Here is an 11,564-nt window from a genome sequence, read left to right as displayed (position 1 = left end):
GTTCCCGTCCCGGGGGGGGGGGGGGGGCCCCCCCCCCCCCCCCCCCCCGCCCGGGGCCGCCCCCCCCCCCCCCCCCGGGCCGGGGGGGGGGGGGGGGGGGGGGGGGGGCGGGGGGGGCCGGGGGGGGGGGGCCCCCCCCCCCCCCACCCCTCGGGGTGACCGTCGTGGAGTACCGCCAAGCACTGTGCCGTGCCGGGGAGTACTCCGGTCCGGGCTACTGCGGGGTCATCCGGCCGACCATGTCCGGGTGCTCCTTCAGCCAGGCCGCGACGGCTTCCTCCTCGTGGCCCTGGCCGCGGTCCTTGATCTCGGCCTCCAGGCTGCCCAGCTCGTCCTCGCTCATCTTGAAGTTCTTGATCCACTTCGTGAGCTGCGGGTACTGCTCGGGGAACTTCTTGCTGGAGATGGTGCGGATCGTGTTGCCCTCGCCGAAGGCCTTCTTGGGGTCCTTCAGCTTGGTCAGCTCGTAGTCGCTGTAGGCCCAGTGCGGCGACCACAGGGTGACCGCGACCGGCTCCTTCTTGGCGAGGGCGCGCTTGAGCTCGGCCAGCATGGCCGGCGTGGAGCCGTCGACGACCTCGTACTCGTCCTCCAGGCCGTAGCCCGGCAGGACCTCGTTCTTCAGCAGCTGCATCTCACCGGTGCCGGGCTCGATGCCGATGATCTTGCCGTCGAAGAGGTCGCTCTTGCCCTTGAGGTCGGCGAGGGACTTGACGTCCTTCACGTACGAGGGGACGGCGATCTCCAGGGAGGTCGGCTGGTACCAGGTGCCCAGGTCGGTGAGGTTGTCCTTGTGCTTCTTCCAGTAGTTGCTCTGGGCGTAGGGCAGCCACGCGTCGAAGTTGAGGTCGAGCCCGCCGGAGGCGAGTCCGGTGTAGACCGGGCCGACGTCCATCTGCTGCATCTTCATCTTGTAGCCGCGGCGCTCGAGGACGTTCTTCCACAGGTAGGTGGCGGCGACGTCCTCCTCCCACGGGAACCAGGCCACGTTGAGGGTCCGCTTGGCCTCGGCCGGGGTGCCGCCGGAGGCGTTCTCGACCGGGGCGAGCTTGTCGACGACGCCCGGGTTGGCCTTGAGCCAGGTGCGGACGGCCTCCTGCTGCTGCCCCTTGCCGGCCTTGTTGATCTCGGCCTCGAGGCTGGTGAGCTGCTTCTCCGTCATGGAGAAGTCCTTCAGCCACTTGGCCACGGCCGGGTTGTCGTCCGAGAAGCCCTTGCGGGACAGCGAGTGCACGCCGTCACCCTTGCCCCAGGCTCCCTTGGGGTCCTTCAGCTTCTTCAGGTCGTAGTCGTTGTACGCCCAGTGCGGGGACCACAGCGGCACGACGATCGGCTGCTGCTTGCTGTAGGCCCGCTTCAGCTCGGCCAGCATCGCCGGCGTGGAGCTGTCGACGACCTTGTACTCCTTGTCGAGACCGTACTCCTTGAGGATCTTGGTCTTGAGGAGGTTCATCTCGCCGGCGCTGGACTCGATGCCGGTGATCTTGCCGCCGAAGAGGTCGGCCTTGCCCTTGAGGTCCTCGAGGGAGTTGATGTCCTTCATGTACGCCGGGACGGTCAGCTCCAGCGACGTCTCGTCGTACCAGGAGCCGAGGTCCTCGAGCTGCTTGCCGTACTTCTTCCAGTACTGCTCGTGGGTGGTGGGCAGCCACGAGTCGGTCTGGAAGTCGATGTTGCCCTGGGCCAGCGCGGTGTAGAGCGGGCCGGCCTCGAACTGCTTGGCCTCGACCTCGAAGCCGCGCTGTTCGAGGATCTCCTTCCACAGGAACGTGGAGGCGACGCCCTCGTCCCAGGGGATGTAGCCGATGGAGACCTTCTTGCCGTTGCCGACGTTGTTGCCGCCGCCCGCCGTGTCGGCGTCGTCGGAGCTGCCGCCGAACATGCCCATGCCGCCGGCCACCAGGCCGAGGATCACGATGCCGATCACGGCGACCTGCGGCTGGGGGCGGTAGGACCAGATCTTCAGGCCCCTGGCGGCGCGCACCTTGGCGGCGGCGCGGCGGCCCAGCGGGGAGACGTGCGTGCCCAGCGCGCTGGTCATGCGGTCCAGGTAGATCGCCAGGATCACGATGGCGACACCGGCCTCGGCGCCGAGGCCGACGTTGAGCTGGCCGATGGACTCCATGACGTCGCCGCCGAGACCGCCGGTGCCGACCATGCCGGCGATCGCGGCCATGGACAGGCCGAGCATGATGACCTGGTTGACGCCGGCCATCACCGTGGGCAGGGCCAGCGGGAGCTGGACGCGCAGCAGGGTGTTGCGGGGCGTGGTGCCGAACGCCTCGGCGGCCTCGACCAGTTCCTTGTCGACCTGGCGGATGCCCAGCTCGGTCATGCGGACGCCGGGTGCCAGCGCGAAGATCAGCGTGGCCACGATGCCCGGTGCGGAACCGGTCCCGAAGAACAGGATCGCGGGGATCAGGTAGATCATCGCGGGCAGCGTCTGCATGAAGTCCAGGATCGGCCGGACGAACGCGCTCACCCGGTCCGAGCGTGCCGCCCAGATGCCCACCGGCACCGCCACGACCAGGGCGATGATCGTGGCGACCAGCAGGAGCGCCAGGGTGACCATCGCGTTCTCCCACAGACCGAGGGAGTCGATGAAGGCGAACCCGACGAAGGAGAGGACACCGGCGAAGGTGCCGCGCAGCCAGAAGGCCAGCACGGCGAAGATGCCGGCGAGCAGCAGCGGCTCGGGGGCCTGGAGGACGGCGTTGATGCCGTCGTAGGCGCCGGTGAAGACGCTCTTGAGGAAGGTGAAGAGCCAGGAGACGTTGTCGAGCAGCCAGTCGACGGTGCTGTTGACCCAGTCACCGAGGGGAATCCTAGGCACGGCTGATCACCTTCTTGCCGCCCTTGTCCCGCCGGGACTGGCAGACACCGGGTACGACGTCCTCGTCGCCGAGGAAGCCGATGAGGCGCTGGGCCGGGACGACGCCGACGAGCCGGCGCTCGCCGTCGAGCACCGCCACCGCGTGGGGCACGCGGGCGCTGATCGCGCACAGCTCCGAGAACGGCGTGTCGGGGGTGGCGGTCTCGCAGTCGCAGTCGGCCTCGTCGCCGCGCACGTCGGTCTCCATGACGGCGCCGGCGGTCAGGACGCGGGAGCGGTCGACGTCCTTGGTGAAGGAGGCGACGTAGTCGTTGGCGGGACGTATCAGGATGTCCTGCGCGGTGCCTATCTGCACGATGCGGCCGTCCCGCATGACGGCGATGCGGTCGCCCAGGCGCATGGCCTCGTTGAGGTCGTGGGTGATGAAGACGATGGTCTTCTTCAGGGTCTTCTGCAGGTCGAGCAGCTGGTCCTGCATGTCGCGGCGGATCAGCGGGTCGAGGGCGCTGAAGGACTCGTCCATCAGCAGCAGGTCGGCGTCGGTGGCGAGCGCGCGGGCCAGGCCGACGCGCTGCTGCATGCCGCCGGACAGCTCGTCCGGCCAGGACTTCTCCCAGCCGGCCAGGCCGCACAGGGCGAGCGCCTCGTCGGCGCGGCGTTCGCGCTCGGCGCGGGGCACGCCCTGCACTTCAAGACCGTAGGCAGCGTTGTCACGGACGCTGCGGTGGGGGAAGAGCGCGAAGTGCTGGAAGACCATGCTGATCTTCTTGGAGCGGACCTCGCGCAGCTCGCGGTCGCTGAGCTCGGTGAGGTCCTGGCCCCCGAAGCGGACGTGCCCGGCGGTCGGCTCCGACAGACCGTTGAGCATGCGCAGCAGCGTGGACTTGCCTGATCCGGACAGCCCCATGACCACGAAGATCTCGCCGGGCTCCACGGTGAAGGACGCGTCGATGACGGCGGCGGTGGTGCCGTCGGCGCGCAGTTCCTCCCTGACGTCCTTCTGATCCTCCCGGACGTCCCCCTGGTCCTTGCGGACGTCCCCCTGGCGCAGTCGTTCGACTGCCTGGTCCGGTTTCCTGCCGAAGACCTTGTACAGGTTCTCGGCCTCTAGTCTGGCTGACACGCTTACCTCTTGGATCGGGGGCAGGGGCAGGGTGCGAAGCCTCCCTAACAGTTGAATGCATCAACCAGCTTCGGCCCGGCTGCGCGCCTGCCCCGATGCTTATGCGCCAAACATTTAAGTGACCCAGTTCACACGTCCTCCCCCACCCGCACACACCACCTGCGGCATGATTGCGAGGCGTGACCGGACGACTGATGCTTCTCGACACCGCCTCCCTCTACTTCCGCGCCTACTTCGGCGTGCCGGACTCGGTGAAGGCACCCGACGGCACGCCGGTGAACGCCGTGCGCGGCCTGCTGGACTTCATCGACCGCCTGGTGAAGGACCACCGCCCCGACCACCTGGTGGCCTGCATGGACGCCGACTGGCGCCCGCACTGGCGGGTGGAGCTGATCCCTTCCTACAAGGCCCACCGGGTGGCCGAGGAGCGCCCGGCGGGCCCCGACGAGGAGGAGGTGCCCGACACGCTGTCCCCGCAGGTACCGGTCATCGAGGCCGTACTCGACGCGCTCGGTATCGCCCGCGTCGGCGTTCCCGGGTACGAGGCGGACGACGTCATCGGCACCTACACCGCGCGGGCCGCCGGCCCGGTCGACATCGTCACCGGCGACCGGGACCTCTACCAGCTCGTCGACGACGCCCGCGGCGTGCGCGTGCTCTACCCGGTCAAGGGCGTCGGCACGCTCAACCTCGTCGACGAGGCCGCGCTGCGCGAGAAGTACGGCGTCGACGGGCGCGGCTACGCCGATCTGGCGCTGCTGCGGGGCGACCCGAGCGACGGCCTGCCGGGGGTGCCCGGGATCGGTGAGAAGACGGCCGCCAAGCTGCTCGCCGAGTTCGGGGACCTGGCCGGGATCCAGGCCGCCGTCGACGACCCGAAGGCGAAGCTCACGCCCTCGCAGCGCAAGCGGCTCACCGAGGCCGGACCGTATCTCGCGGTCGCCCCGAAGGTCGTACGGGTGGCGGACGACGTCCCGCTGCCGGACGCCGGCACCGCCCTGCCGCACGCCCCGCGCGACGCCGGGGCGCTGGACGCGCTGGCCGCCCGCTGGGGGCTCGGCGGGTCACTGCAGCGGCTGCTGGCCACGCTCACCGCCTGAACCGTGCCGCGTGGGCACCCGCTCCTTGAGCGACCGGCAGGTCCGGGATGCTAGCTTAGGTATACCTAACTGGGGATACTCGGGAAATCGCACGCAGGGAACAGGGAGGCCGTCATGGCAGACCGTCCGGCACGCAAGCCGCGCAAGCCGCACTCCGCGCAGGTCGTCCGCACCGAGCGGCTGACCCCGCACATGCAGCGTGTGGTGCTCGGCGGCGAGGGGCTGGCCGAGTTCTCGGCGGACACCTGCACCGACCACTACGTGAAGCTGCTCTTCCCCTCCGGGGGCGCGACCTACCCGGAGCCCTTCGACATGGAGCGGATCCGCGAGGAGTTCCCACGCGAGCAGTGGCCGGTCACCCGGACGTACACCGTGCGCCATTGGGACGCCGAGCAGCGCGAGATGACGCTGGACTTCGTCGTCCACGGCGACGAGGGACTCGCCGGCCCGTGGGCCAAGCGGGTGCGGCCGGGCGAGCGCATCCACTTCATGGGCCCCGGCGGTGCCTACGCCCCCGACCCGGCCGCCGACTGGCACCTGCTCGCCGGTGACGAGAGCGCGCTGCCCGCGATCGCCCGCTCCCTGGAGGCGCTGCCCGACGGCGCGCGCGCGTTCGCCTTCGTCGAGGTCGATGGGCCCGAGGAGGAGCAGAAGATCGACTCCGACGTGGAGGTCGTCTGGCTGCACCGCGCGGGGCGTCCGACCGGGCAGGCCCTGGTCGAGGCCGTGCGCGCCCTGGAGTTCCCCGAGGGCAGGCTGCACGCGTTCGTCCACGGCGAGGCGGCCTGCGTGAAGGAGCTGCGCCGCTACCTGCGCCTGGAGCGCGAGGTCCCCCGCGAGGACCTGTCCATCTCGGGCTACTGGCGGCTCGGCCACAACGAGGACGGCTGGCAGGCCTCCAAGCGCGACTGGAACGCCCGCATCGAGGCCGAGCAGGAGGCCACGACAGCGGCGTGACGCGCCCCGCCGCCCCTCGGCCACGCGCCTTACGCCCTCCACGGCGAGGCCGACACGGAAGCCCGCCCGGTCCCGGCGGGCAGACCACCGACGCGGCGCCCTGCCCCCACCCAGTGCCACCGGCCCCCGGCGCAGCCACGGTCCCTGAGCCCAGCACCGGCCAAGGCCCACACAGGGGCCGGGGCCCGGCGGCCGAGCGCCCTGCCACCACGGCGGCATGACGGGCCCCCTCGGCCGCGTGCCTACGCGCCCAGCCGTCCTCCACGGCGAGGCCGACACGGAAGACCGCCCGGGGTCCCGGCGGGCAGACCACCGACGCGGCGCCCTGCCCCCCACCCAGTGCCACCGGCCCCCGGCGCACCCACGGCCCCTCAGCCCAGCACCGGTCACGGACCACACAGCGGCCGGGGCCCGGGGCCCGGCGGCCGAGCGCCCTGCCACCACGGCGGCATGACGGGCCCCCTCGGCCGCGCGCCTACGCGCCCAGCCGTCCTCCACGGCGAGGCCGACACGGAAGACCGCCCGGTCCCGGCGAGCAGACCACCGACGCGACGCCCTGCCCCCACCCAGTTCCACCGACCCCCGGCGCACCCACGACCCCTCAGCCCAGCACCCGCCAAGGCCCACACAGGGGCCCGGCGGGTGCCCGTCCGCTGGTCACGCGTCTTTCTGAAACGCCCTGTACGCGCGCGTGCTGCCGTCCTGTCGTACTGCCGCCGGGATGGAACGACACACCCACTCGACGACCCCGAAGAGTCCCCGGCGCAGTCGGCGCGAAGACCCCGGATCCAGCGGGCGGGTGCCCGCGCGGTACGCACTCCGGCGTCTCTGCCCGGCGGGCTCCGTCGGGCCGCGGGCACGCGGGAGCGCCCCGGCTGTTGCGGGCGTGGGCCGGCGGCCCGGCGCCACGCGCCTCCTCAGTCGCCGCGCACGCGCGCGTGGAGGTGCATGTCGTGCCAGCCGTCGGGGTGGAGCAGGGCGCTGCGTTTGGTGCCCTCCAGGGCGAAGCCGGACTTCTGGGCCACCCGGCACGACGCCTCGTTGGCCACGGCGTGCAGGAGTTCCAGGCGCTGGAAGCCGGTCTCGTTCAGGGCCCAGTGGGCGAGGGCCCGCGTGGCCCGCGCGGCGACACCGCGGCCGCGGGCGTCGGCGGTGGTCCAGTAGGCGACCTCCGCCGCCCCGTCGCCGAGCAGCACCTGCCGCAGGGCGACCCGGCCGAGCAGCCGGTCGTCGGCCGCGTCGGCGACCGCCCACTGGACGCCGCGTTCCCCCTCCCACGCCTGCTGCCACTCGGTGATCCAGCCCCGTACCTCCTCCTCGGAGTCGGCGGCGCGGGCGTGCCACTGGTGCATCGCCGGATCCTGGAAGGCCGCGTGCACGGCGGGCGCGTCCTCGGTGCGCCACGGGCGCAGCAGCAGCCCGTCGCCGGTGGGGAGGGTGGGCTGCGGGGTGCCGGAGAAGGTGCCGGCTGCGAGGACCGGGCGGGTCAGATAGGGCATGGGCGGCATCCTGCCAAGGGGGACGGCGGGCGGCCCAGCGGTTTTCCGCCCCCTCCGTTATCCGCTCCCCGGACGACCAGGCGCGCCACCGCAGGTCACCGCCTCGTACGCTGGCAGGTGATGAGACGCCGTACCCCTCTCCCGCCCTCGCCCCTGCCGCAGCGCGACGGCATCGACGCGGTGCGGGTGCGGCTGCCCGCGAACGGTCCGTGGTCCACGGTGCGGGAGTATCTGGCGGAGCGGCTGTCGGGTGCCGGCGCCGGCGTGGTGGACGGCATGTTCGAGGCCGGGCTGTTCGTCGGGGCGGACGGACGCCCGGTGGCGGGCGACGCGCCGTACGAGCCGGGCATGTTCGTGTGGTTCCACCGCGAGCCGCCCGCCGAGGTGCCGGTGCCCTTCCCCATGGAGGTCGTGTACCGCGACGAGCACATCGTCGTCGTGGACAAGCCCCACTTCCTGGCCACCACCCCGCGCGGCGGCCACGTCGCCCAGACCGCGCTGGCACGGTTGCGCCGGGAGCTGGCGGTTCCGGCGCTGGGCGCCGCGCACCGCCTCGACCGGCTCACGGCGGGGCTGGTCCTGTTCACCGTCCGTCCCGAGGAACGCGGCGCGTACCAGAGCCTGTTCGCCGACCGGAGGGTGGGCAAGGAGTACGAGGCCGTCGCCCCGTACGACTCCTCGCTCGTCCTGCCCCGCACGGTACGCAGCCGGATCCTGAAGGAGCGCGGGGTCCTCGCCGCCCGCGAGGTGGACGGCGAGCCGAACGCAGTGACCCGCGTCGAGCTGGTCGACCGCCGGCCGGACCGCGGGCTGGGCCGGTACCGGCTGGTCCCCGGCACCGGCCAGACCCATCAGCTGCGCGTTCACATGAGCGCGCTGGGCGTGCCCATCCTCGGCGACCCGCTCTACCCCGAGGTGGCCGCCCCCGTGCCGGCCGGTGACTTCCGGCGCCCGCTGCAACTGCTCGCGCGGGAGCTGGCGTTCACCGATCCGGTCACGGGGCGCGAGCACCGCTTCCGCAGCGGCCGGTCCCTCGGTGCCTGGACTGCGTACGAGGACTGGGCGGTGTAGCGGACCGGTCGGGCCCTCAGTGGCCGCGCCACCAGAGCAGGAACCGCTGCCAGGCGCCGCCGGGGCGAACGGCCTGCGGGTCCTGCGCCTGCCGGGGCTCGGCGGCCGTCACCGGCACGGGCTGCGGCGGGTGGGAGGGCAGCGGCGGCTGGGTGCGCTGCTCCGACTTCGGGATGCCGACGTGCCACGGGGCGCGCCGTGCCGGGGCCGGGGCGTGGCTCGGCTGCTGCCGGATGTCCTGCTGTGCCCTGGGCTCGAACCGCACCGGCAGCTCCACCAGGTGCCGGGACGCGATCGACGACCGCCACCGCAGTTCGTCCTCGTCGCAGTCGAGCTGGACGTCGGGCAGCCGCATCAGCAGCGCGTCGATGCCGGCGTCGGCGATGGCCCGCCCGATGTCCTGCCCGGGGCATTCGTGCGGGCCGCCGCCGAAGGCGAGGTGGGCGCGGTTGCCCATCATGCTGGCGTCCAGGTCCGGGCGGATGCGCGGGTCGACGTTGCCCGGTGCGATGCCGAACAGCAGGCCGTCGCCGGCCCGGATGCGCTGGCCGCCGAGTTCCGTCTCCTGTTTGGCGAAGTAGGCGAAGACGGTGCTGAACGGCGGCTCGTCCCACAGGGACTGCTCGACCGCCTGGGGCACCGTCATCTGCCCGCCGCTGAGCTGGGCGCGGAAACCCGGGTCGGTGAGCACCACCCGCATCACGTTGGCGATCAGGTTGACGGTCGCCTCGTAGGCGGCCAGCAGGACCACCCGCAGGTGTTCGCGGACCTCGTCGTCACTGAGGCCGGCCGGGTGGCTGACGAGGTGACCGGCGATGTCGTCGGCCGGTTCGGCCCGGCGGGCGGCGGTGAGCCGTCCCAGTGCCTCCATGACGTAGGCGTGGCTGGCGATCGCCGTCTCGGTGCCCTTGAGGGTGTCGCGGGCGGCCTCCACCAGCCGGTCGTTGTACTCCTCGGGCATGCCGAGCAGATGGCACATCACACCCATCGGCAGGTGCTCGGCGAACTGGCCGACGAGGTCGGCGCGGCCCTCCTCGCAGAACCGGTTGACGACGCGCTGGGTGTAGCGCTTGATGTGCCGGCGCAGCTCCCGGAAGTCGAGGTCGGACATGGCGCTGGTGACCGCGCCGCGCAGCCGCTTGTGCTCGTCGCCCTCGGCGTGGGAGCAGATGGGCTGCCAGGCGATGTGCGGCATCAGCGGGTGGTCAGGCTTGACCATGCCCTCGTTGAGCGGGGTCCAGATCCGGCTGTCGCGGCAGAACTGGGAGGGGGTGCTCACCATGTGCAGGTTCTCGGCGTGCCCGAGGACCACCCACATGGGTACGTCGTCGTGGAGCAGCGCGGGCGCCACCGGCCCGTGCCGCTCGCGCAGCTTCTCGTACAGCGCCTCCAGGTCGTCCGCCTCGTGCAGCCGGTGCAGTCCGCCCGGTCCGGGGCCGTGCGCGGGGCAGCCGGGCGGTGGTTCGAGCAGGGGTTCGCCCGTTCCGGTCGGGGAGTGGCGTTCAGGCGTCACAGTCTCGCTCCGCAACAAAAGATGTGGGTCACGTCAAAGGGGTGCCGGCGGGCGCGCGGGTCAGGTCAGCGCGCCCTTCATGGCGAGGGCGTGCAGGAAGCGCACGAGGGTCATCAGGACGTCCCGGCTGGAGGCCCGGCGCCGTACGTCGCAGTCGAGGATGGGGATCTCCTCGGGCAGGTCGAGCGCGGTGCGCAGTTCCGCGACGGGGTAACGGGGCGCGTCGGGGAAGGTGTTGACAGCGACGACGAAGGGCACGCCGCGCTCCTCCAGGCGCCCCATGACGTCGAAGCTGACCTCCAGGCGACGGGTGTCGACCAGGACGACCGCGCCCAGGGCGCCTTCGAAGAGGCCGTTCCACAGGAACCAGAAACGCTCCTGGCCGGGGGTCCCGAACAGATACAGCACCAGTTCGTCGGTGATGGTGATGCGGCCGAAGTCCATGGCTACCGTGGTGGCCGTCTTGGAGGCGGAGCCGTAGTTGTCGTCGACGCCGATGCCGGCCTGGGTCATGGTCTCCTCGGTGGTCAGCGGTCTGATCTCGCTGACCGAGCCGACCATGGTGGTCTTGCCGACCCCGAAGCCGCCCACGATGACGATCTTCACGGCGGCCTCGGCCGTGTGCGGCAGCCGGTCCTCGGTCCGTGGGCCCGGGATCGTGTCAGAGCTTTTGAAGTCCATGCATCACCGCTTCGAGGAGGTTTCGGTCGGCGACCTTCTGGCGGACGATCGGGGCGCGGGCCTGCACCAGTTCCTTCGCCAGCAGGTCGGTGAGCAGCACGGTCACCACGCTGAACGGCAGGCTCAGGTAGGCCGACAGCTCGGCTGTGGACAGGGGTGCGGCGCACAGTCGCAGCAGGGCGGCCTGTTCCGGGGTGGCGGACACCGGGGGGTCGGCGCGGGCCACGATCAGGGTGACGAGGTCGATGTCGGCGCGTTCGCCGCCGCCCTCACCGCCGATGACGAAGAGCCGCTCCGGGTTGGGGAGCTCGCCTTCCTTGGCGGGTGCGCGGGGCGGGGCCGACGCGGCGGACCGGTCCGGCCCGGGAGATCGCCTCTGGCGCTGGGGAGGAGTCATACGGTCTGCCCGTTGCGCCGTGCGGGACTGGTGAGGTGGGGGCCGATCCGGGCGACCAGGTCGGCCATGCTCAGGCCCATCCGGCCGGGTTCGCAGCGGACGTCGGAGAGCACGGCGAGGTAGGCGTTGGGTCCGGCGGCCATCAGGTAGAAGTAGCCGCCGTTCATCTCGATGAGCACCATCTTCATGTCGCCGTCGCTGGTGGGGATCTCCTGGCTGACGGCGCCGGCGAGGCTCTGCAGGCCGGCGCAGGCGGCGGCGACGCGGTCGGCGGCGTCCGGGTCTCCGGAGTAACGGGCGATGCGCAGGCCGTCGGCGGAGAGCACCACGATCATCTCGATGCCCGGTACGCCGTCGTAGAGGTCCCGGAGCATCCAGTCGAACTTGCCT

The 11,564-nt window shown here is 71.9% G+C and carries 10 protein-coding genes; 3 read left to right on the top strand and 7 right to left on the bottom strand.

Features of this window, described 5'->3' with window-relative positions; translation table 11 throughout:
- Positions 1 to 214: 214 nt before the first annotated feature.
- Positions 215 to 2,833 carry an ABC transporter permease/substrate binding protein gene (locus tag ACIQFU_RS29800; protein ID WP_402555561.1) on the bottom strand — a complete coding sequence of 873 codons (2,619 nt, stop codon included), beginning with the start codon at positions 2,831 to 2,833 and terminating at the stop codon, positions 215 to 217.
- Positions 2,826 to 3,956, bottom strand: a complete 1,131-nt coding sequence (locus ACIQFU_RS29795; protein WP_402555559.1) for a glycine betaine/L-proline ABC transporter ATP-binding protein — start codon at positions 3,954 to 3,956, stop codon at positions 2,826 to 2,828. The genes ACIQFU_RS29800 and ACIQFU_RS29795 overlap by 8 nt, the downstream gene beginning before the upstream one ends.
- A gap of 194 nt (positions 3,957 to 4,150) precedes the next feature.
- Between ACIQFU_RS29795 and ACIQFU_RS29790 the strand changes: the two genes are divergently transcribed.
- Positions 4,151 to 5,056: a 5'-3' exonuclease H3TH domain-containing protein gene (locus ACIQFU_RS29790; protein WP_402555575.1), complete on the top strand. Its 906-nt coding sequence runs from the start codon at positions 4,151 to 4,153 to the stop codon at positions 5,054 to 5,056.
- 114 nt (positions 5,057 to 5,170) lie between these two features.
- A complete protein-coding gene (locus tag ACIQFU_RS29785; RefSeq protein WP_402555558.1) occupies positions 5,171 to 6,013 on the top strand; it encodes a siderophore-interacting protein in 843 nt (280 codons plus the stop codon).
- 917 nt (positions 6,014 to 6,930) lie between these two features.
- Here ACIQFU_RS29785 and ACIQFU_RS29780 read toward each other — a convergent pair.
- Positions 6,931 to 7,512, bottom strand: a complete 582-nt coding sequence (locus tag ACIQFU_RS29780; protein ID WP_402555556.1) for a GNAT family N-acetyltransferase — start codon at positions 7,510 to 7,512, stop codon at positions 6,931 to 6,933.
- A gap of 120 nt (positions 7,513 to 7,632) precedes the next feature.
- On the opposite strand from ACIQFU_RS29780, the gene ACIQFU_RS29775 reads away from it, so the two are divergent.
- A complete protein-coding gene (locus tag ACIQFU_RS29775) occupies positions 7,633 to 8,583 on the top strand; it encodes an RluA family pseudouridine synthase (protein ID WP_402555554.1) in 951 nt (316 codons plus the stop codon).
- 16 nt (positions 8,584 to 8,599) lie between these two features.
- Here ACIQFU_RS29775 and ACIQFU_RS29770 read toward each other — a convergent pair whose 3' ends face one another.
- The 4 genes from ACIQFU_RS29770 to ACIQFU_RS29755 are packed head-to-tail and all read right to left on the bottom strand — an operon-like array spanning position 8,600 to position 11,548.
- Complete coding sequence (locus ACIQFU_RS29770) at positions 8,600 to 10,096, bottom strand: cytochrome P450 (RefSeq protein WP_402555552.1); 1,497 nt, start codon at positions 10,094 to 10,096, stop codon at positions 8,600 to 8,602.
- Between the two features lie 60 nt (positions 10,097 to 10,156).
- Positions 10,157 to 10,777: a GTP-binding protein gene (locus tag ACIQFU_RS29765; protein ID WP_402555551.1), complete on the bottom strand. Its 621-nt coding sequence runs from the start codon at positions 10,775 to 10,777 to the stop codon at positions 10,157 to 10,159.
- The gene (locus tag ACIQFU_RS29760) at positions 10,758 to 11,174 is read right to left on the bottom strand and encodes a DUF742 domain-containing protein (RefSeq protein ID WP_402555549.1); all 417 of its coding nucleotides are present in this window, start codon (positions 11,172 to 11,174) and stop codon (positions 10,758 to 10,760) included. Before ACIQFU_RS29760 ends, ACIQFU_RS29765 begins: the two co-directional genes overlap by 20 nt.
- A complete protein-coding gene (locus ACIQFU_RS29755; protein ID WP_202544993.1) occupies positions 11,171 to 11,548 on the bottom strand; it encodes a roadblock/LC7 domain-containing protein in 378 nt (125 codons plus the stop codon). The genes ACIQFU_RS29760 and ACIQFU_RS29755 overlap by 4 nt, the downstream gene beginning before the upstream one ends.
- Between the last annotated feature and the right edge of the window lie 16 nt (positions 11,549 to 11,564).

It is taken from the genome of Streptomyces sp. NPDC093065, from assembly GCF_044754585.1.
Classification (GTDB): Bacteria; Actinomycetota; Actinomycetes; order Streptomycetales; family Streptomycetaceae; genus Streptomyces.
Note: the sequence above shows the minus strand (reverse complement) of the source record. Positions and strands in the feature narration are given on the sequence as shown.